18 protein-coding genes are annotated in these 21,246 nt (G+C 69.1%); 10 read left to right on the top strand and 8 right to left on the bottom strand.

The genetic code is table 11. The features are described 5' to 3' along the window. Positions 1 to 48 precede the first annotated feature (48 nt). Positions 49 to 1,755 carry an exonuclease domain-containing protein gene (locus BSP109_RS17875; RefSeq protein ID WP_308297898.1) on the bottom strand — a complete coding sequence of 569 codons (1,707 nt, stop codon included), beginning with the start codon at positions 1,753 to 1,755 and terminating at the stop codon, positions 49 to 51. 56 nt (positions 1,756 to 1,811) lie between these two features. On the opposite strand from BSP109_RS17875, the gene BSP109_RS01485 reads away from it, so the two are divergent. Continuing rightward, positions 1,812 to 2,804, top strand: coding sequence for a metal-dependent hydrolase (locus tag BSP109_RS01485; RefSeq protein WP_180959586.1), 993 nt, complete (start codon positions 1,812 to 1,814; stop codon positions 2,802 to 2,804). 192 nt (positions 2,805 to 2,996) lie between these two features. Next, positions 2,997 to 3,731 (top strand): polyprenol monophosphomannose synthase, encoded by a 735-nt coding sequence (locus BSP109_RS01480; protein ID WP_087006609.1) that lies wholly within the window; start codon positions 2,997 to 2,999, stop codon positions 3,729 to 3,731. 166 nt (positions 3,732 to 3,897) lie between these two features. On the opposite strand, the gene BSP109_RS01475 is transcribed toward BSP109_RS01480, so the two are convergent. Continuing rightward, the gene (locus BSP109_RS01475; protein ID WP_087006519.1) at positions 3,898 to 4,239 is read right to left on the bottom strand and encodes an RNA polymerase-binding protein RbpA; all 342 of its coding nucleotides are present in this window, start codon (positions 4,237 to 4,239) and stop codon (positions 3,898 to 3,900) included. Positions 4,240 to 4,388: 149 nt separating this feature from the next. Here BSP109_RS01475 and BSP109_RS01470 point away from each other — a divergent pair, with 149 nt between their 5' ends. From BSP109_RS01470 to BSP109_RS01445, 6 genes are all read left to right on the top strand, one after another. Next, complete coding sequence (locus BSP109_RS01470) at positions 4,389 to 4,763, top strand: hypothetical protein (RefSeq protein WP_087006517.1); 375 nt, start codon at positions 4,389 to 4,391, stop codon at positions 4,761 to 4,763. A gap of 23 nt (positions 4,764 to 4,786) precedes the next feature. Further along, entirely contained in the window at positions 4,787 to 5,905 is a 1,119-nt protein-coding gene (locus BSP109_RS01465; RefSeq protein ID WP_087006516.1) for a winged helix DNA-binding domain-containing protein, read from the top strand. 23 nt (positions 5,906 to 5,928) lie between these two features. After that, a complete protein-coding gene (locus tag BSP109_RS01460; protein WP_101599166.1) occupies positions 5,929 to 8,307 on the top strand; it encodes an excinuclease ABC subunit UvrA in 2,379 nt (792 codons plus the stop codon). Between the two features lie 259 nt (positions 8,308 to 8,566). Continuing rightward, on the top strand, positions 8,567 to 9,028 hold the full coding sequence (locus tag BSP109_RS01455) for a transglycosylase family protein (RefSeq protein ID WP_308297897.1): 462 nt from the start codon (positions 8,567 to 8,569) through the stop codon (positions 9,026 to 9,028). 117 nt (positions 9,029 to 9,145) lie between these two features. Continuing rightward, a complete protein-coding gene (locus BSP109_RS01450; RefSeq protein WP_101599165.1) occupies positions 9,146 to 9,868 on the top strand; it encodes a TetR/AcrR family transcriptional regulator in 723 nt (240 codons plus the stop codon). Further along, positions 9,865 to 10,788, top strand: a complete 924-nt coding sequence (locus tag BSP109_RS01445; RefSeq protein ID WP_101599164.1) for a TIGR01777 family oxidoreductase — start codon at positions 9,865 to 9,867, stop codon at positions 10,786 to 10,788. The genes BSP109_RS01450 and BSP109_RS01445 overlap by 4 nt, the downstream gene beginning before the upstream one ends. Before the next feature lie 176 nt (positions 10,789 to 10,964). Here BSP109_RS01445 and BSP109_RS01440 read toward each other — a convergent pair whose 3' ends face one another. After that, a complete protein-coding gene (locus BSP109_RS01440) occupies positions 10,965 to 11,897 on the bottom strand; it encodes an AEC family transporter (protein WP_101599163.1) in 933 nt (310 codons plus the stop codon). A gap of 275 nt (positions 11,898 to 12,172) precedes the next feature. Between BSP109_RS01440 and BSP109_RS01435 the strand changes: the two genes are divergently transcribed. After that, entirely contained in the window at positions 12,173 to 12,658 is a 486-nt protein-coding gene (locus tag BSP109_RS01435) for an Hsp20/alpha crystallin family protein (RefSeq protein WP_087006506.1), read from the top strand. A gap of 182 nt (positions 12,659 to 12,840) precedes the next feature. Here the strand turns inward: BSP109_RS01435 and BSP109_RS01430 are convergent, their stop codons facing one another. Together BSP109_RS01430 and BSP109_RS01425 are read right to left on the bottom strand one after the other, a co-directional pair. Then, complete coding sequence (locus BSP109_RS01430) at positions 12,841 to 13,605, bottom strand: class I SAM-dependent methyltransferase (RefSeq protein ID WP_257944512.1); 765 nt, start codon at positions 13,603 to 13,605, stop codon at positions 12,841 to 12,843. A gap of 77 nt (positions 13,606 to 13,682) precedes the next feature. After that, entirely contained in the window at positions 13,683 to 14,768 is a 1,086-nt protein-coding gene (locus tag BSP109_RS01425) for an Ldh family oxidoreductase (RefSeq protein WP_087006502.1), read from the bottom strand. A gap of 144 nt (positions 14,769 to 14,912) precedes the next feature. On the opposite strand from BSP109_RS01425, the gene BSP109_RS01420 reads away from it, so the two are divergent. After that, positions 14,913 to 16,193 (top strand): aminotransferase class I/II-fold pyridoxal phosphate-dependent enzyme, encoded by a 1,281-nt coding sequence (locus BSP109_RS01420; RefSeq protein WP_101599162.1) that lies wholly within the window; start codon positions 14,913 to 14,915, stop codon positions 16,191 to 16,193. Positions 16,194 to 16,329: 136 nt separating this feature from the next. Here BSP109_RS01420 and BSP109_RS01415 read toward each other — a convergent pair whose 3' ends face one another. The 3 genes from BSP109_RS01415 to BSP109_RS01405 form a co-directional block, all read right to left on the bottom strand. Next, the gene (locus BSP109_RS01415; protein WP_101599161.1) at positions 16,330 to 17,193 is read right to left on the bottom strand and encodes a 3-hydroxybutyryl-CoA dehydrogenase; all 864 of its coding nucleotides are present in this window, start codon (positions 17,191 to 17,193) and stop codon (positions 16,330 to 16,332) included. Between the two features lie 97 nt (positions 17,194 to 17,290). Beyond that, positions 17,291 to 17,782 (bottom strand): peptide deformylase, encoded by a 492-nt coding sequence (def, locus tag BSP109_RS01410; RefSeq protein ID WP_101599160.1) that lies wholly within the window; start codon positions 17,780 to 17,782, stop codon positions 17,291 to 17,293. Beyond that, on the bottom strand, positions 17,775 to 21,185 hold the full coding sequence (locus tag BSP109_RS01405; protein ID WP_101599159.1) for a pyruvate carboxylase: 3,411 nt from the start codon (positions 21,183 to 21,185) through the stop codon (positions 17,775 to 17,777). Before BSP109_RS01405 ends, def begins: the two co-directional genes overlap by 8 nt. Between the last annotated feature and the right edge of the window lie 61 nt (positions 21,186 to 21,246).

Here is a 21,246-nt window from a genome sequence, read left to right as displayed (position 1 = left end):
GGTCGATAGCGTGTGGGGCCGCCGGGTCCACCCGGGGTCGGACCCGAGTCAGTCTAGGCGTTCCAGCGGCCAGTCCCCGCTGACCACCGCCGTGGGTCGCTTGCGACGCAGGAACTCCTGCAGCGAAGCGGCCTGCTCCCGCTTCCACACCGTCTGCTGGTCGTGGAGTGCGGCGGCGGGCGTTCCCGCCAGTGCGGGGGAGGAGCGGGCGAGGGCGAGGGCGATGAGACCTGCCGCCCGCGCGTCCGCGAGTGCGTCGTGCGCGTCCTCGAGAGACACGCCGTAGTGCTGTGCGAGTGCTCCCAGCGTGCGCGGGCCCCGGCGGTACGTGTCCACCTGCCGATCGACGACCAGCGTGTCGAGTACGGGCGGGAGATCCGTGAGCAGGGCATCGGGGGAGGGGAGGATGCCCGCCCGCACCGCCTCCGCGGCCAGCACGGTGAGGTCGTAGACGATGTTGTGCCCGACGAGCGTCGTGCCGGACGCGGACAGGGCGCGCACGGCGTCCATGATCTGCGGCAGTGCGACGGCGGTCGGCTCGCCGTCGGCACGCGCGCGCTCGGTCGAGATCCCGTGGACGCGCTGGGCGGCCTCGGGGATCTCCACACCGGGATCGACGAGCCACGTGCGGGCGGGGCCCTCGTCACCGCGGACGAAGGGCACAAGAGCGGCGGACACGATCCGGCCGCTGTGCGGGTCCACCCCCGTCGTCTCGAGATCGAACGCGCAGAAGTCCGCCGCCCAGCCGGTGGGCAGCCCGTTCGGAGCGGGGCGTCCGCCCTGCTCGTCGACGTGCTCCGTCGTCTCCCGTACCCGTTCTGTCGTCCGCACCTCGACGTCGTCGCCGGTGAGTGCGGCCAGCAGCCGGGCGATGGTGCGCTCGAGGCCCCACTGACCGCCCAGTTCGGCGATGCGCGCCGTGTCCGGCTCGCCTCCGGCCGCGGCGACGAAGTCGGACACCGCCAGGTCCGTGAGCCCCTCCATCACCTGCTCGCCCGCACGGACGCTGTCCGCGTGCGCGAGGATGTTCTCCCGTCGCCGGGGGGAGAGGCCGTGCTCCTTGTCCCCGCGCTGCGCTGCGGCGACGATCGCGTCCAGGCCGCCGTAGCCCGCCACGAGCTTCGCCGCCGTCTTCTCACCGATCCCGGGGACGCCGGGGATGCCGTCCGACGGGTCGCCCCGCAGTGCGGCGAGGGCGCGGTACGCGGTCCCGTCCGCGACCCCGTAGGCGGCCGGCAGGTCTGCGAGCGCCATCGTCTCCCAGCGTCCGCCCGTCCGCGGGCGGTGCACGCACACCCTGCGGCCCGGCTCCAGCAGTGCGATGAGATCCCGATCGGACGAGACGACGACGATGTCCTCGTCACCGCCCTGGGCGACGATCGAGGCGATGACGTCGTCCGCTTCGGTGCCCGGGACCTCGGCGATGGGGATGCCGAAGGCATCGAGCGCATCGAAGATGACCGGGAGCTGCGCCTCCAGGTCCGGAGGCGTCTCCGTGCCGCGGGCGGGGTCGGTGATCCGATGCGCCTTGTACTCGGGCAGGAGCGCGGTGCGGAAGTCAGGGCGCCAGTCCGCGTCCATGACCGCGATGATCCTTCGGGAGCCCCAGCGGGCGACCAGTTGGCTGATCGTGTCGAGCAGGCCCTTCGCAGCGTTGACGGGCCGGCCATGGGGCGACCGGATGGTGTCCGGCAGGCCGTGGAACGACCGGTAGTAGAGGGCCGGAGTGTCGAGCACGAGCAGTGGTGGCGTCACGAGCGCCACCCTACCGGGTGCCTCGGACACGGAACCGGACGTGGGAGGATCGGAGGATGACCGATATGCCGACGATCCTCCACAGCGGCGACGTGTACTCCAGCGTCGATCCGTTCGCCACCGCCATCTCCTTCGCAGGTCCGACCGTGTCCTGGGTCGGCGAGGACGAGGCGGCCGCTGCGACGGAGGGTGACCACACCGACCTCGCGGGCGACCTCGTCGCCCCCGGCTTCGTCCATGCGGGACTGCTCCTGACGGGCGACGACCCCGCGCCCGGCGCACTCGTGGAGGCGGGCATCACCGCGGTCCACGTGCTCGGCTCCGCGGACGCCGTGGCCGCCTTCCGCGATGCGGCCCCAGACGCCCTCGCGGTCACCGCCTACCCGGCGGGCGCGGACACCGGAGCGACCAGCGTCGCGGCCCGCGACCTCGCAGGCGCCCTCACGGTCGACCGGCCTCTCTACATCGTGGTGGAGGACGAGTCCGACCTCACAGCGGTCCTCGACGCGCTCGACGACGCCGAGGTCCGCACCCGGGCCCAGCGCTCCCTCTGGCGGCTCCTGGTGACCTGCCCGATCCCGGGGGACGCCGTGGACCGGCTCGCCGCGACGGGCGTCGGCATCACGCTCGACCCGCAGGAGCACGACCAGCCGCTGGCCCCGCTCCTGGCGGCCGGAGCACAGGTGAGCTTCGTGCTCGATCCCGCTTCTCCGTGGCAGACCCTCGCGACGGCCGTCTACAGCGGCACCGCCGGCATCTCCGCCCGCGCCGCGTTCAACGCCGCCACCCGCTTCGGTTTCCGGGCGACCGGGAGCTTCGAGGGCGGGGTGCTCGCGCCCGGCGCGGAGGCGACCGCAGTGCGCTGGAAGGTGGGCGACCTGATCGTCCAGGTGGCAGACGACCGCCTTGCGGCGTGGAGCACCGATCCGCGCTCCGGCACCCCCGGACTTCCGGACCTCTCCGGCTCCTCACCCCTGCCGGTCGTCCGCGATGTCTGGGTGCGCGGACAGCGACACGCGGTCTGTCCTGCACCGACGCAGACGCCGTGACAGTGCCGGTTGCGACAGCGATTACCGCTCGGTAGATTGCTCACAGTCGCCCTGCAGGGGCGAGGTCCGGCGGCGGGCCATTAGACAACGCAGGTGCTCAGCGCCTGCGGCCCGAAGGCCCTGCCGCCGGACCGTTTCCTTCCCTGGACGGATGGATCCCGACCGCCTCGATGCTCCGCTAGAGTGGCACCGATGAAGACATTGGTCGTGATCCCCACATACAACGAGATCGAGTCCCTCCCGCGGACGCTCGCAGCCCTCGCACAGTGGGCTCCCGACGCACATGTCCTGGTGGTCGACGACGGCTCACCCGATGGCACGGGGGAGTGGGCGGACCGTCACGCGGAATCCGACGCCCGTGTGAACGTCCTGCACAACTCCGTCAAGAGCGGGCTGGGCGGGGCCTACCTCGCCGGCTTCCGGTGGGCTCTCGCCCGGGACTGGGAGATCATCTGCGAGATGGACGCCGATGGTTCCCACAGGGCACGCGACCTGCCACAGCTGCTCGCGGCGGTGCACGACGGAGCGGACCTGGCGATCGGATCCCGCTGGGTGCCCGGCGGCGCGGTCGTGAACTGGCCGCGCAACCGCCACCTGCTGTCACGGGGCGCGAACCTCTACGCGAACGTGCTCATCGGACTGGGCGTCAACGACGCGACCGCGGGCTTCCGCGCGTTCCGCCGCGAGACGCTCGAGACCCTCGACCTCGAGGACGTGGAGTCGACCGGCTACTGCTTCCAGATCGACATGACGCGCCGTGTGAAGGATGCAGGGCTGCGCATCGCAGAGGTCCCTGTCACCTTCGTCGAACGTGAGCTCGGCGAGTCGAAGATGGACGGCGACATCATCAATGAGGCGCTCGTCCGGGTGGCCCGCTGGGGAGTCCAGCGGCGCGGTCGCCAGCTGCGCGGCCTCGTCGGCCGCTGAGAGGCGGCCACCCAGTGCAGAGGCGCGCTGGAGTCAGAGAAGGCCCAGAGCCTCGGAGAAGGCCCAGAACGGGAGACGACACGAGGCCCGCACATCGTGCGGGCCTCGTCGCCTCACTGAAGAGGCCGTGTCTCAGATCGTCTGAGCTGTCGTCTGAGCCGAGAGCTCAGTTCGCGGCGGGAAGGTCCCCGCGGCGGTAGGCGAGCCGCTCGTCCAGGAGCACCTGGAGCTCTTCGAAGGAGCGCCGCTCGAGCAGCATGTCCCAGTGCGTGCGCACGGGCTTCGCATCCGATTCCTCCGGGGCCCCTCCGTCGACCCGCAGACCCACGCCGTGCGTGCCGGAGTCCCACTGCGAGGGGATGTCCGCCTCGACGGAGAAGGGCACGCTGAACCTGTGCCCGTCCTCGCAGCGGTACTCGATGAGCTGGCGCGGCGCCGGCTCGACGCCCGCTTCCGATTCGAGGCTCCGGGATCCCAGCTGTGTCCCTCGCAGGCTGCGTTCGCTCATATGACTCTCACTTCTCCGCGTCTACTCTGCGTCGTCCGACTCGGTCGTCTGATTCCGTCGTCTGACTCGTCCACTGACAATTGTCTGCACCGAACACAACAGTCTACCCTCCCTGGACATTCCCGTCCCGACAGGGGGATCATGGGCGTATGACCAGCATGCGCGAGCCCATCGAACCCGACGACGTCTACGAATCCGTCGAATGGACCACGGGCAGGCGGCTCCGCCGCGCTGCCGACACCCTCGCCCGCGGTGCGGGCACGGCGTCCCGCACGGCCGTGGACGCCACCCGCACGGCGAAGCACTACGCGGGGAACGCCGCCCGCTACGCCCGTGAGGGCGCCACCCGGGCCGCCGCTCCCGGTGGAGCCGTCGACTGGACAGAGGAGCGCCTCACACGCGCGCTCGACGAGGTGTCCGACCGGGTGCCGTCGCGCGGCGAGCGCACGGACCGCGCGTTCGACACCGCCCGATCGACTGTCGTCGTCGGAGCGCGCCGCGCGCGCAAGCTGCTGCGCGGCTGATCCGCGCCGCACACCACCGTCCCATGGACGCTCGCACGCTCGTGGGACTGCGCATCACTACGCAGGGACTCTCTGCCCGCACCACGGCCTCCTGGACATCCGTCCACGAGGCCGTGAGTGCGTTCGGCGCCCATCAGGGGCAGGACCTCCCCGGCGTCGTGGCCTCCCTCGCCCTGCGCACATCCGGTGCCGTCGGCCCCGTCCTCGATGCCTTCACGACAGGACGGATCGTCCGCGGCTACCCCATGCGCGGCACGGTCTTCGCCGTGGCCGCGGAGGACCTCGCCTGGATGACCCAGCTGTGCGCCGACGGTCCCATCCGCGCGGCGGCGCGGCGGCGCCCGCAGCTGGGCCTCGACGAGTCCCACGTCTCACGGGCCGCCGATGTCCTCATCGGCCTCGCCCACGACCGCTCCGAGCCGGGGCAGGGGAGCGGAGTGCCGCGGGCAGAGGTCTTCGAGGCGTGGCGGTCCGCGGGCATCGACCCCACCGGCGGCCGCGGGTACCACCTGCTCGTCCAACTGATCTCGACGGGCATCGCGGCCTACGGGCCGTGGTCGGGCGACGACACGGCAGTCGTCGACGCCGCACGCTGGCTGCCGGCGGGCTCAACGCTGAGCGAACGGTTCGACGGTGATCGTGTCGCTGCGACGGCAGAGCTGCTGCGGCGGTACATCCGGTCACACGGACCCGCCACCCTGCGCGACTTCGCGTGGTGGACGAAGCTGCCGCTGCGCACGATCCGCTCAGCACTGCCGCTCATCGAGGATTCGGTGGAGTCCGGACCCATCCCGGGCGATGAGGAGACCGCGTACTGGCGACCGGGGCTCATGGATGAGTACTGGGCCAGGGAGAAGGACGCGATGCGCGAACTCCTGCTGCCGGGCTTCGACGAACTGGTGCTGGGATACCCTGACCGGCTCGTGCTGATGGGTGCCGCGGATCACGCCGTCCTGGTGCCCGGCAACAACGGGGTGTTCAAGCGGGCCGCGATCCGCCGCGGTCGGGTGGTCGGCACATGGACGAGGAAGGGCTCGGCCGGGCGCAGGAGTCTGTCGCTGACGCCGCTCACGTCCGTCAGCGATGCCCAGCGCACGCGCTTCGAGCGCCTCTTCGCAGCATTCCCCTACACTGCGCCCTGAAGCCATCCCGGAGGAGACCACCCGTGACCAAACCGACCGCAGCCGCGGATTCCCACCATCACATCCGCGTGCACGGCGCACGCGAGAACAATCTGCGCGACGTGAGCCTCAGCATCCCGAAGCGACGGCTCACGGTCTTCACAGGCGTGTCGGGTTCAGGGAAGAGCTCGCTCGTCTTCGGGACGATCGCCGCAGAGTCGCAGAGGCTGATCAACGAGACCTATCCCGCGTTCGTCCAGGGCTTCATGCCCTCACTGGGCCGACCGGACGTCGATGTCCTCGAGGGCCTCACGACTGCGATCATCGTCGATCAGGAGCGGATGGGATCGAACCCGCGGTCCACGGTCGGCACCGCGACAGATGCGAACGCGATGCTGCGTGTCCTCTTCTCCCGGATCGCGACGCCGCACATCGGCGGGCCGCAGGCGTACTCCTTCAATGTCGCCTCGGTCTCCGGCGCTGGAGCCGTGACCTTCGAGCAGGCGGACGGCTCCACCAAGAGGGAGCGTCGGGAGTTCGCCGTCGTCGGCGGGATGTGCTCCCGCTGCGAGGGGACCGGCACCGTCCATGACGTCGATCTCACCCAGCTGTTCGACGAGTCCCTCTCCCTGGACGACGGGGCGATCACCGTGCCCGGCTACAAGGCCGGGGGCTGGATGGTGAAGTACTACTCGGAGTCCGGGCTCATGCCCGCGGACCGGCCGATCCGGGAGTTCGATGCGCAGCAGATGAGCGACTTCCTCTGGAAGGAGCCGACGAAGATGAAGTTCCGGGGCATCAACTCGACGTACGAGGGTCTGGTCCCTCGGATCCGGAAGTCGATGCTGACCAAGGACCGGGAATCGATGCAGCCCCATATCAAGGAGTTCGTCGATCGTGCCTTCACCTATGTGGCCTGCCCGGCGTGCGACGGGACCAGGCTCAGCACGGCGACCCGTTCCTCGCGCATCGCAGGACTCTCGATCGCCGATGCCTGCGCTCTGGAGATCGCGGATCTCGCGGAGTGGGTCCGCGGACTCGAGGAGCCGTCGGTCGCCCCGCTGCTCACGGGCCTCGCGGAGCTGCTCGACTCCCTGGTGCGCCTGGGATTGGGATATCTGTCCCTCGAGCGCGCGTCCGGCTCGCTGTCCGGCGGCGAGGCGCAGCGGATCAAGATGGTCCGCCAGCTGGGGTCGCCGCTCACCGACGTGACGTACGTATTCGACGAGCCCACGACGGGCCTGCACCCCCATGACATCTCCCGGATGAACGACCTCCTCCTGCAGCTGCGGGACAAGGGCAACACGGTGCTCGTCGTCGAGCACAAGCCGGAGACGATCGCGATCGCCGACCACGTCGTCGACCTCGGCCCGGGTCCGGGGACCCAGGGAGGCGAGATCGTGTACGAGGGCACGGTCACGGAGCTGGCCGGTGCGGACACGCCCACCGGTCGGCACCTCCACGACCGGGTGCGGCTCAAGGACGAGGTGCGGACGGCCTCGGGCGCGTGGGAGATCCGCGGCGCGGACCTGAACAACCTGGACGACGTCGATGTCGACGTCCCGGCCGGTGTGCTCACGGTCGTGACCGGGGTCGCCGGTTCGGGGAAGAGCTCGCTCATCCACGGTTCCCTCACCGGCCGTGACGGGGTGGTCGTCGTCGACCAGACGGCGATCCGAGGATCGCGGCGGAGCAACCCCGCGACGTACACGGGTCTGCTCGAACCCATCCGCAAGGCGTTCGCGAAGGCCAACGGGGTCAAGCCCGCGCTCTTCAGCCCCAATTCCGAGGGCGCGTGCCCGACCTGCAAGGGCGCGGGGGTCATCTACTCCGACATCCCGACGATGGCAGGAGTGGCCGTCACCTGCGAGGTCTGCCAGGGCCGCAGGTTCCAGGACGAGGTGCTCGAGTACCGGCTGGGGGAGAGGTCCATCGCCGAGGTCCTCCTCATGTCGGCCGCCGAGGCCCACGCATTCTTCTCCGAGGGCGACGCGAAGGTGCCGGCCGCAGCCAGGATCCTCAGCCGTCTCGTCGATGTGGGGCTCGGGTACGTGACGATCGGTCAACCGCTCACAACACTGTCCGGCGGAGAGCGCCAGCGGCTGAAGCTCGCCGTGCGGATGGCCGGCGACGGTGAGGTCTACGTGCTCGACGAGCCGACGACGGGCCTGCACCTCCAGGATGTCGAGGCGATGCTGGCCATGCTCGATCGACTCGTCGACTCGGGGAAGACGGTGATCGTCATCGAGCACCACCAGGCGGTCATGGCCCATGCAGACTGGCTGATCGACATGGGCCCCGGGCCCGGCCACGACGGTGGACGCGTCGTGTTCGAGGGGACTCCGGCGGCTCTCATCGCCCGGGCGCGGGCAGGGGAGAGGACTCTGACCGGCGAGCACCTCGCCGCGTACGTGTCGGAGTGACGCCCGGCGGCGTGCGCGCCCACGTGTGTGCGGGCAATCACATCACGGTCAGGTAACGCTGAGGTGACTCTGAGTGAATGCGCACCGCTGATCCGTGGTTCTGGCTGTCATGAGCGCCCGACTGTTCGCTACCGTGTAACGGCCCGGTAACGAACCGGGCACTGACATGCACGCCGTGCTCACGCACGACGTCGGACGACACCGAGGCGCGCACCGGCAGGGGAGCACCCCGCTCTGCGCCCCGAAGGAGAACGACACCGTGAAGACCACCATGACGAACAGCCTCCGCAAGATCGCACTGCTCGGCGGCGCCGGAGCGGTCGCAGCCGTCGGCTTCGTCGGAGCGGCCAGCCCCGCACAGGCGGACTCCGGATCCGTGTGGGACCGCGTCGCGGAGTGCGAGTCCGGCGGGGACTGGAGCATCAACACCGGGAACGGCTACTACGGAGGCCTGCAGTTCTCCCTGCAGACATGGGAGGCGTTCGGCGGTGAGGGCATGCCGCACGAGGCGAGCAAGGCCGAGCAGATCGACGTCGCGCAGGAGACCCTCAAGGAGCAGGGACCGGGCGCATGGCCGGTGTGCAGCCAGGAAGCAGGACTCACCGTGGAGAACGGGCTGGCGGATGACGGCTCGGGATCCGATGACTCGGACGAAGGACGCTCCGATGAGGGCGGCGACTCCGACGGCGGCTCGGACAAGCCGCAGCTCGGCGGCGCCTGAGCAGCACCGCAGTGAGACTGGATACGTGGCCGCGGGGAAGTCTCCCCGCGGCCACGATCTGTGTGCGCGGCCTTCCTGGATTTTTGAACACGTTCACTTCGGGAGTAAGCTGAGGCCATGAGCGCGCACGGCGATGCAGCAGCACCGCACGGTTCCACCGGGACGAAGGCGGAGCGGACACGAGAACTGCTCGCGGATACCGCCCTGCGGATGTTCCGCGCACACGGGTACGACGCGACGACGATGCGCGGGATCGCCCGGGAGGCCGGGGTATCGACCGGCAACGCGTACTACCACTTCGCCGGCAAGGACGCCTTCGTGCACGAGCTGTACCGGCGCGTCGTGATCGAGCATCGGGTGCGCACACAGTCCGCACTCATCGCCGGCGGTTCACTCGCGGACAATCTCCGACGCGCCCTGACCATCGGCGTCGAGGTCATGGCGCCCTATCATTCGTTCGGATCCACACTGCTCGGCACGGCACTCCGCATGGACTCGGAGACCAGCCCGTTCTCAGCCGCCTCGCGCTCACCGCGCACAGACGCTGTGGCTCTCATGCGCGAGGTCGTCGATGCGTCCGCACGCGTACCCGGCTGGCGCCCAGGGGAGAGGCTTCCCGAACTGCTCTGGCTCGCCTATATGGGCGTCACACTCTTCTGGGTGCTCGATTCGAGCCCTGACACACGGCGCACCGCCCTGCTCATCGACGGCGCCGCTCCGCTCGTCGGCAGGATGGTGTCCCTGGCGCGCATTCCGATCGGTCGCAGCCTTGCCGCCGATGCCATCGACCTTATGGACCGCGTGCGCACGGCCGGTGCACTCAGAGAGGGCCAGGAATGACGCAGACCGTCGTACTCGCCGGTGCGAGCGGATTCATCGGGAGTCGCCTGGTGCGGCGCTTCGAGGAGGACGGCGCGCGGGTTCGGACGATCGGGCGGGGGTCCGAAGCCGACGCGCGGTGGGGCGGGGACCTCGGCGGGGTGCTCGAAGGCGCCGACGCCCTCATCAACCTCGCGGGCCGGTCGGTGAGCTGCCGGTACACCAAGCGGACCGCGGATGACATCCTCCGTTCGCGGACGGAGACCACTCACGCTCTGGGCAGGGCACTCGCACAGTGCTCGAGCCCGCCCCTGTGGATCAATGCGAGCACCGGGACGATCTATCGCGACGCGCGGGATCGGCCGCAGGACGAGGACACGGGTGAGCTGGGCAGCGGGTTCTCCGTCGCAGTCGCCCGGGCGTGGGAGCACGAGCTCTGGGATGCCCCGGTTCAGGTACGGAAGGTCGCGCTGCGCATGTCGATCGTCCTGGGCGCAGGGGGAGCGATGAACCCGAACATCAATCTGGCGCGCATGGGATTCGGCGGCCGCCAGGGCGATGGTGGCCAGATGCTGTCGTGGATCCACATAGAAGACGTCTATCGGGCGGTGCAGCACATCATCGCGGACCGCGATCTGCGTGGGCCGATCAACCTCGCATCTCCGCATGCCGTCACGAACGAGGAGTTCATGTGCAGCGTGCGACGCCACCTGGGCGGACGCATCGGATCCCGCAAGGGTGTGCGACTGCCGGCCTGGTCACTCGAAGCAGGCGCCCGGATCATCCGCACGGAGGCCGAACTCGTCCTCAAGAGCCGCTGGGTGGAGCCGCGCAGGCTCACACAGAGCGGATTCGCGTTCACGCACCCTGAACTCGACGACGCGCTTGCGCAGATCGCCGAGGAGACTCGCCGCGGGCTGGTTCCCGTACAGCTGGGATAGGGCTGCGCAGTCCTGAGCACCTCGACACGAGGTGGGAGGTGAGCCCGGATCCACGCATCCACGGTGCGCCGATAATCTACATTATGTTAAGTTGATCCGTGGAAGCGCTCTCCCACGGGCAAGAGCCGGCAGAGCTGCGCCCATCCCCCGTGGACACACTCGCTCAGGATCGCGCGTCACACGAGCACCGCAGAACCGACGAGCAGGACGAATGGCAGCGTCACGAAGGACGCCACCGTCTGGAACGCGATGAGCGCAGCCATGAGCGACGAATCGCCGCCCAGCTGCCGTGCGAGCACGTACGACGTGCTCGCCGTTCCGATCGACTGGAAGATCAGCGCGACGAGCGCCACCGGCCCGCTCACCCCGACCAGGATGAGTCCACCCAGCGTCAGTGCCGGAAGCACGAGCAGCTTCATCGACGACGCCACGACGAGCCCCACCGCGTGCGTCCGCAGCTGGATCCTCCGCAGTCCGGCACCGACGCAGAGCAGGCCGACCGGCAGTGCGGCGGCCGCGAGCGGATCCAGGACTCCGATGACGACCTCGGGCATGTCGAACGGCAGCGTGCCCACCGCGGCACCCAGGACGCATGCGAGCACCAGCGGATTCAGCACGACCTTGCCCACCAGTGAGAGCAATGAGCTCTTGTCGACGAGGAACACCTCGAAGCCCAGCGTCGCGATCACATTCACCAGCGGCACGAGCACCGCACCCACGATCCCCGCGAGTGCGGCACCCTCCCCCGGAGCCAGACTCACCGCGAGGGATACTCCGACATACGTATTGAAGCGGACCGATCCCTGCAGCACAGATGTGAATGCAGCGGCTGTCGGGGCGACCACCCTGTTGAGTGCGAAGAGGATTCCCGTGACGAGCAGCGTGGGAACGACGACGGCCACCGCCACTCGCCCCACCGGAACTCCCCCGAGGTCGACGGTCGCGATGCTCGTGAACAGGAGCATCGGCAGCAGGACGAAGTACGCGAGGCGCTCCGCTCCCGACCAGAAGTCGGGGCTGGAGAAGCCTCGCAGCCGACGCAGCACCGCTCCCAGTGCGAGCAGCGCCGCGATCGGGACCAGCGCCGCCGCGATCGCCCCCACCGACATGCCGCTCCCCCTCTGTCACCTGCATGCGCAGACCCTGTCACCTGCACGCGCAGACCTGGTCGGGCCTCGTGCCCCTCCCCGTCCTATCACGACGGCGCGGCGTCATGAGGCGGCTGTCCACCCGACTTCCACGGATGCCCGAAAGCGACTAGATTCAAGCGTGTCGGACTCACTGCAGCGAGCCTTCGAGCACGAGCCATCATGCACGGACTGCTGACCGCTGGTCGCCAGCGATCAGCTCCGCGCACGACACGCCGAATGAAAGGACCACCCTCATGGCCGGATCCACTTTCAACCCCATTCGCGACATCGACCGCTTCTTCTCCGAGGTCACCAGGACACCCAACGCGGTCGGCCTGCCGATGGACCTCTTCCGCGACGGAGAGATGTTCGTGGCCCGCATCGACATGCCCGGCGTCGACCCGTCCAGCATCGATGTGGACGTCGAGGACCGCACGCTCACCGTCCGTGCCGAGCGCACCACGCTCGATCCGGAGCCGGAGGTCAAGTGGCTCACCCGCGAGCGTCCGACGGGGACGTTCGCCCGCCAGCTCACGCTGGGCAACCGCGTGGCGGTCGACCAGATCTCCGCGGAGTACGCCGACGGCGTCCTCTCGCTGACGATCCCGGTCGCCGACGATGCGAAGCCGCGGAAGATCTCCGTGGCGCACGCGGACAGCGCGCGCTCGAACACGGTCGTCTCCTCGGAGCAGCCACCGATCACCCCGTCAGCCTCCGGCGACTCCGCGCCGGAACTCTGAGCCGCACGGGCACACAGCCGCTCAGACATATAGACGCTCGGGCCAGACGCACAGCGACTCAGACACACTGCCTCCGGGCGACACGGCGGACGGACGCATCATGCGTCCGTCCGCCGTCGTGTGTGCTCCCCCGGTCCTGACGTGACCCGGCGCAGGTCCGATGTGGCGCCGGGCTGGTCCGCTCAGACGCTTCGGTGCGCCACGTATGCGAGGCACAGGTAGGGCAGCTCGAACGTGTCCGGCTCCCCCGCTGCCGTGACGAGGCCGCCCGATTCGGCTGCGAGCCCGCGTCCCTCCCCTGCGAGGAACGAGCGGATGTTCGCCTCCACGCGCGCGCGGACCGTGGGCCCGCTGCGCAGCCAGTACGAGCGCGTCGCCGCCAGCTCGACCACGTCCTCCGTGCTCACGCGGGTGGTGAACGCGAACTCCGCTGCGAGTGGATCAGTGAACCCGACGAGCTCCGGACTCCACGCCGGTCGATAGACGTCGCCCGCATGCATGATGCGAGCCAGCCTGAGGACCCAATCGACGCGCACATCGAGCTGGTTCAGAACGATCGCCACAGCCCCGGTCGTTGTGAGCACGCGTTGGAACTCCGAGGCCGCCGCGACCGGGTCCATCCAGTGCCATGCCTGCGCGACCGCCACCAGGTCGACGGAGCCGTCGTCCAGCGGAAGCGACTCCGCGGTCCCGGTATGGGCCGGCTCCGGGTGCAGGGCGAGCAGCTCCGGATCCGGATCGATGCCGACCACCGACCATCCGCGAGCACGCAGTCCGGCTCCGAAGATGCCCGTTCCGGCGCCCACGTCCGCACAGCGTCCAGGCGCGGTGGTCTCCTCCGCCAGCCAGTCGTACACGGCGTCCGGATACCGGGGCCGCACCCGATCGTAGACCGCTGCAGACTCCCCGAACCGCGTGCCCACCGCCTCGCGGGTCGAGTGCACCACGGCGGGACGCACGGCTCGCTGTCCGGTACTCCCCCAGGAGCCGCTGTCCGGCGGTGAGGCGGATGACGACTGCGAGTTCACACGCTCTCGACGAGGGCGAAGTCGCTGTCCAACTCGGTGCTCAGTGCACGCAGCTGATCGACCAGCGCCTCGGCGAGCGGCACTCCGTTCTCCAGCCGCTCTGCCCGTGTGAGGAAGTCGCGGTCCCCCGTCGCCTGCACCGGCTCTGCGGCATCGAGCGGTTCCATCCCACGGATGGTGTCTCGCAGTTCGCGCACGTACTCCCCCGCATCCGTCGGAGCGCCGAAGGCAGCAGGATCGATGGCGAGGAAGAAGTAGCCGATGTCCTGGTACCCGTCGACGTTCCCCGGCTGTCCTGCGCCCGGAAGCGCCGCGGAGAGGATCTGGACCATCGTCGCGAGTGCGGAGCCCTTGTGCCCACCGGTGAAGAACCCCTGACCGCCCAGCGGCAGGAGCCCCACTCCCCCGTCCTTGCCGTACTCCAGGCGGGAATAGATCTCCTGCGCATCATGGATGGGCGCGCCGTCACCGTCGACGGCCCACTCCTCCGGGAGGTCCTCGCCGCGGAGTCCGTAGAGCTTGACCTTGTTGAGGGGAACCGTCGTCGTCGACATGTCGACCAGGACGGGCTCCTCCCCCGGGACGGGCGCGGCGAACGCGATCGGGTTCGTGCCCATGAGCGCGCCCTTGGCACGGTGCGGCACCTGCAGTGCGTTCGCAGTCGAGCACAGTGAGATGCCCATGAGTCCGGCCTCGGCCGCCATGCGCGCGTAGTAGCCCGCGGCGCCGTAGTGGTTCGTCTGCCCCACGACACCGATGCCCACGCCGAACGATTCCGCAGCCTCGATCGCGCTGGTCATGGCGAGGTGCGCGCCGGTGTGGCCGAAACCCCTCTTCCCGTCGACGCGGACGACCGCACCGAACGAGTGCGCGACCTCGGGCTCCGCGGTCGGATCGATGTGACCCTTCGCGATCTCCGAGGCGTAGTACGGAAGCATGGAGATCCCGTGGGAGTCGACTCCCATGAGGTCGGTGTCGTACATGACGTCCGTGCACACGGTGCGCGTGTGGTCATCAGCGCCGAACCCTCGGAGGGTCGAATCGATCTGGGCACGTACGGAAGCGGGGTCGAATCGTCTCATGTGAGCGAGACTACACAAACGGCGAGGCAGCAACACGAGCGTCTCTCCGGCACGAGCGAGGTCTCCTCCCGACCAGGCGGCAGACGACTAGGATTGGGGCGTACCGGTCCTCCTGCACTCCCCCGATTCGAAAGGGACCCGCGCATGTCGCTCAGTTCGCTCACCCCACAAGAGATCGCGTCGCGCCTCGAGAACGCCACGGCGGACTACGAGCGGTTCGCCGCGCGTGGACTCAGCCTGGACATCACGCGGGGCAAGCCGTCGGCGGCTCAGCTGGATCTCGCCGACGACCTCCTCACTGCTGTCACGGGTGCCGACGCCGCGTCGGCGGACGGGACGGACACCCGCAACTACGGCGGCCTGCGCGGACTCCCGGAACTGCGCGAGATCTTCTCGCCCCTCCTCTCAGTGCCCGCCGACCAGCTGCTCGCACAGGGCAATTCGTCTCTCACCCTCATGCGTGATGCGCTCGCCTTCGCGATGCTCCACGGGCGACCCGATTCGGCGGCCCCCTGGGCGGGGACCCCCGTGAGGATGCTGTGCCCCGTGCCGGGATACGACCGACACTTCGGCCTGGCGGAGGCCCTGGGCTTCGAACTCGTGCCGATCGCCACCGATGCGGAGGGCCCCGACATGGACCAGGTCGCGTCGCTCGTCGCGAATGATCCCACTGTCAAGGGCATCTGGATCGTGCCGGTCCACTCCAACCCGATCGGCGTCTCCATCTCGGAGCGCCGCACCCGTGAGCTGATGACCCTGCAGGCCGCAGCAGGCGATTTCACCGTCCTATGGGACAACGCGTATGCGCTCCACCACCTGCGCGAGCCGCATCCGGAGCCGATCGATGTCCTGGGCATCGCAGCAGAGGCCGGCAACCCGGATCGACCTCTCGTGTTCGCCTCGACGTCCAAGATCACGCACGCCGGTGCCGGCGTCGCGTTCGTCGGCGGGTCCCCCACCATCGTCGACTGGTTCGCGCGCCACACGGCGGCCGGGGCGATCGGCCCGGACAAGATCAACCAGCTCCGGCACGCCCGCTTCTTCGGCTCCCCGGAGGGCGTCCGCAGCCACATGCGGAAGCACGCGGACCTGCTCAACCCCAAGTTCGCCGCGGTGGACGAGATCTTCTCCCGCGAACTGGGTCCGGAGGACCTGGCCGCGTGGACGAAGCCGTCCGGCGGGTACTTCATCACGCTCGCGGTGCCGCCGGGCACCGCCTCCCACGTGGTGAAGCTGGCCGGCGAGGCCGGGGTCAAGCTGACGCCCGCGGGAGCCACGCATCCCCACGGCGTGGATCCGGATGATGCAGTCATCCGGATCGCGCCGACCATGCCTCCTCTCGAGGAGGTCGAGGCCGCGGCCGAGGTCGTCGCCGCCTGCGTGCGCGTCGCCGCCTATGAAGCGGTCGCGGCACCCCGCAGCTGAGCGCACGGGGAGCGCATGACGAAGGGTCCGGACCGATCGGTCCGGACCCTTCGTCATGCCATGGCACCGGCGGCTCTCCAGCGCGCTCTCAGCGCGTCGGAGGAACCGTCAGTGCGGACTCATCACCGCGGGTTCGTCACGTCGCGCTGTAGTCGTAGAAGCCGCGTCCGGTCTTCACACCGAGCAGTCCCGCATCGACCATGCGCGACAGGAGCACCGGCGGCTTCGCCGCCGGGTCGCCCGTCTCCTCGTAGATGCTCTGCCCGACGAACAGGCAGGTGTCCAGTCCCACCCTGTCGGCCAGTGCGATCGGGCCCATCGGGTGCGCACACCCGTTCACGATGCCGAGGTCGACGTCCTCCTTCGTCGCATGACCTGCTTCGACCATGCGGATCGCGGAGAACAGGAAGGGGATCAGCAGTGCATTGACGACGAACCCGGGGCGATCCGACGCACGGATCGTCACCTTGCCCAGCACATCGGTCGCGAAGGAGTCCATCGCGTCGACGACTGCCGGATCGGTGAGCTCGGAGACGACGAGTTCGACCAGCGGCTGGACGGGTGCCGGGTTGAAGAAGTGGATCCCCAGCACGCGGTCCGGTCGGCCGGTGGCCTGTGCGAAGCGGATGATCGGCATCGAGGACGTGTTCGATGCGAGGATCGCGTCCTTCGCCGTCACCACGGTGTCGAGCTCTGCGAAGATCGCCTTCTTCACGTCTTCGTTCTCGCTCGCCGCCTCGATGACCAGCTGGCGGTCCGCGAAGTCCGCCATGTCGACGGTGAAGTGCAGACGGGCCAGCGCGGCATCCCGGTCCTCAGCGGACAGCTTTCCGCGCTGCACGCCCTTCTCGAGGCTCTTCTCGATGCTGCTGCGGCCCGAGGCGATGGCCTCCTCGCTGATGTCGCGGACGACGACGTCGAGCCCCGCACGTGCGAGCACCTCTGCGATGCCGGATCCCATGAGTCCGGAGCCCACGACTCCGGCGCGTTCGATAGCCATATTCCCTCGTTTCTTCACGTCTGCGGGTCCGTCTGTGCCGTCTGGACCCGGTGCTTCGTCGGTGAGCGCCCTCTGTGGGGCCCTCGGTGTCAGGGAGTCAGAACCAGTCCGCCCGGCGGACTGCCGCCAGTGCTTCCCGCTTCCGCTCCTTGGGGAGGGTCTCGATGTAGACGGTTCCATCGAGGTGGTCGGTCTCGTGCTGCAGCATCTGCGCGAAGACTCCTTCGCCCTCGACGCGGATCGGCTCGCCGTCGACGTCGAATCCTTCGACGGCGGCGAACTCCCACCGCGGAGTGGGGAACCAGAGACCCGGCACGGACAGGCAGCCCTCATCGATGTCGCGCTGCTCCCCGCCGGTCTGGACGACGACCGGGTTCACGACGTGTCCCACCCTGTCGTCGAGGTGGAAGGCGAAGATGCGCCTGTCCACCCCGATCTGCGGAGCGGCGACCGCCGCGCGCCCGTCCGGAGCCGCAGTGTCTGCGAGATCCCGGACGAGCACGCGCAGCGAGTCGTCGAACGAGGTGACCGGCGCGCACACCGTGCGCAGGACCGGATCGCCGTAGTGCCGGATAGGACGGTCAGCCATCGATCACGACGACGAGGTCGCCGCCCTCGAGCTGCTGGACCGGTCCGATCGCCAGTCGGGACACGGTTCCGTCCACATGCGAGGTGATGGAAGCCTCCATCTTCATGGCCTCGATCGTGGCAACCGTCTGGCCTGCCTTCACCGTGTCACCCGTCTCGACCTGGAGGGTGACGACGCCGGCGAACGGGCTGGCGACGTGACCCTGGTTGTCCGGGTCGGCCTTCTCTGCGGCGGCGACATCCACATCGACACTGCGATCACGGACGGAGATCGGACGCAGCTGACCGTTCAGGGTGCACATGATCGTCCGCATGCCGCGCTCATCGGCGGGTCCGACCGCCTGGATGCCGACCAGGAGCGCCTTGCCCTTGTCGATGACGACGCTGTACTCCGAGCCCTCCTCGAGTCCGTAGAGGTACAGCGACGTCTCCAGCACGGAGAGATCGCCGTACTGATCGCGCATCCGGCCGAACTCCTTGTGGGGCTGCGGGAACAGCAGCCTGTTGAGCGTGTCCTGGCGCGTCGTGCCCGACTCGTTCAGGAGCGCAGAGTCGTCGGCCTCGAGGTCCGCGGCAGGAGCCTTGTGCGTGCGTCCTTCGAGCGCCTTGCTCCGGAAGGGCTCGGGCCAGCCGCCCGGAGGGTCGCCCAGATCCCCGTTGAGGAAGCCGATGACCGAATCCGGCACGTCGAACTTCTGCGGGTTCTGCTCGAACTCATCCGGATCCGCGCCGACCGCCACGAGGTGGAGGGCGAGGTCCCCGACGACCTTGGACGACGGGGTGACCTTGACGAGGTGGCCGAGGATCCGGTCCGCGGCCTCGTACATCGCCTCGATCTCCTCGAACTTCTCCCCCAGGCCCAGAGCGACGGCCTGCTGACGGAGGTTGGAGAGCTGCCCGCCGGGGATCTCGTGGCGGTACACGCGCCCGGTCGGACCCGGGAGCCCGGACTCGAACGGCTTGTAGACGTTGCGCACAGCTTCCCAGAAGGGCTCCAGGTCTCCGACGGCGCCGAGGCTGAGGCCCGTGTCGCGCTCCGTGTTCTCCAGAGACGCCACGAGTGCCGACATGGACGGCTGGCTCGTGGTCCCGGACATCGCGGCGCTGGCTGCGTCGACGGCATCCGCACCCGCAGCGGATGCGGCGAGCAGAGTCGCGAGCTGTCCGCCGGCGGTGTCGTGGGTGTGGACGTGCACGGGGAGGTCGAAGTTCTCACGCAGTGCGGTGACGAGCGTGGTGGCCGCGGCCGGGCGCAGCAGTCCTGCCATGTCCTTCACAGCCAGGACGTGTGCTCCGGCTTCGACGATCTGCTCTGCGAGTCGCAGGTAGTAGTCGAGGGTGTAGAGCGACTCGTTCGGATTGGAGAGGTCGGACGTGTAGCAGAGCGCGACCTCGGCGACTGTCGTCCCGGTGGCGCGGACCGCGTCGATCGCCGGACGCATCTGCGACACGTCGTTGAGCGCGTCGAAGATGCGGAACACATCCACGCCCACGTCCGCCGCTTCGGCGACGAAGGCGTCCGTGACCTCAGTGGGGTACGGCGTGTACCCCACGGTGTTGCGGCCGCGCAGCAGCATCTGGAGATTGATGTTCGGCACCGCCGCACGCAGCTTCGCAAGACGCTCCCACGGATCCTCCGCGAGGAAGCGCAGTGCGACGTCGTACGTGGCTCCGCCCCAGGCCTCGATGCTCAGGAGCTCCGGGGTCATCTTCGAGACGTACTCCGCCGGAGTGACGAGGTCCTTCGTCCTCACGCGGGTGGCGAGCAGTGACTGGTGCGCGTCGCGGAACGTCGTGTCCGTGACCGCCAGCGCGGTCTGCTCGCGCAGTGCCCTGGCCCAGCCTTCGGGACCCAGCTCCTGGAGCTTCTGCCGGGAGCCTGCCGGCGCGGTCGCTCCGGCGAGCGATTCCGGCAGGGCGGGCAGCTTGTCGATCGGGTCGAGGGAGACCGGGGCCTCACCGTTGGGGCGGTTGACCGTCACATCGGCCAGGAACTCGAGGATCTTCGAGCCGCGGTCCGCGCCCACGCGGGCCTCGAGGAGGTGGGGATGATCGTCGATGAAGGACGTCGCGAGGTCGCCGTCGCGGAACTTCTTCTCTGCGAGGACTGCGCGCAGGAAGCCGATGTTCGAGGCGACGCCGCGGATGCGGAACTCCGCGAGCGCACGACGTGCACGATCGACCGCCTGTTCGAAGCTGCGGCCGCGGGTGGTGCACTTCACGAGCATGGAGTCGAAGTGCGCGGAGACCTCGGCACCCGCGTACGCGGTGCCGCCGTCCAGCCGCACACCCGCGCCGCCGGCGGACCGGTAGGCGGTGATCACTCCGGTGTCGGGGCGGAAGGAGTTGGTGGGATCCTCCGTCGTGATGCGGCACTGCAGCGCCGCGCCCTTGATCTGGATCATGTCCTGGGAGAGTCCCAGTTCGTCCAGTGTGCCGCCCGCTGCCACGAGCATCTGGGACTGGACGAGATCGATGTCCGTGATCTCCTCCGTCACCGTGTGCTCGACCTGGATGCGGGGGTTCATCTCGATGAAAGCGTGCTTGCCGGCGCGCGGACCCGCGGTCTCGAGGAGGAACTCCACGGTGCCCGCGTTCTGGTAGTCGATCTCACGTGCGAACTGGAGCGCGTCGCTCCGCAGCGCATCCGCCACCGCCGGGTCCAGGTTGGGCGCGGGTGCGATCTCCACGACCTTCTGATGACGGCGCTGGATGGAGCAGTCGCGCTCGAAGAGGTGGATCGCGTTCGAGTCGTTGTCGGCCAGCACCTGGACCTCGATGTGGCGCGGACGCTGCACCGCCTGCTCGATGAAGACGGTCGGGTCGCCGAAGGCGCCCTCCGCCTCTCGCATCGCCGCCTTGAGCGCCTCGAGCAGTCCGTCGTGGGAGTCGACGCGGCGCATACCGCGCCCGCCGCCGCCTGCCACGGCCTTGACGAACAGGGGGTACTCCATGTCCGCGGCCTGCTCGAGCAGTTCGTCGATGTCTGCCGACGGCGAGGTCGAGTCGAGGGTCGGAACGCCCGCTCGACGCGCCGCCTCCAGTGCATGGACCTTGTTGCCGGCCATCTCGAGCACGTCAGCGCGAGGGCCCACGAAGGTGATCCCGGCCTCTTCGCACGCGCGGGCCAGATCTGGGTTCTCGGAGAGGAAGCCATAGCCCGGGTAGACGGCGTCGGCTCCCGATTCCTTCGCCACGCGCATGATCTCGGAGACATCGAGGTAGGCCCGGACCGGGTGCCCCTCCTCTCCGATCTGGTACGCCTCATCGGCCTTCAGCCGATGCTCGGAGTTGCGATCCTCGTAGGGGAACACGGCCACGGTCTCCGCGCCGAGCTCGTAAGCAGCGCGGAAAGCACGGACGGCGATCTCGCCACGGTTGGCGACAAGCACCTTTCGGAACATTCGAACTCGTTTCTTCCGGCGCCGGTTCACGACGCGTCCTGCGGAACAGCCCCACTGTACA

The sequence above is a fragment of the Brevibacterium sp. Mu109 genome, assembly GCF_900169375.1.
Classification (GTDB): Bacteria; Actinomycetota; Actinomycetes; order Actinomycetales; family Brevibacteriaceae; genus Brevibacterium; species Brevibacterium yomogidense_A.
This window is presented reverse-complemented; position numbering and strand designations above follow the sequence as displayed.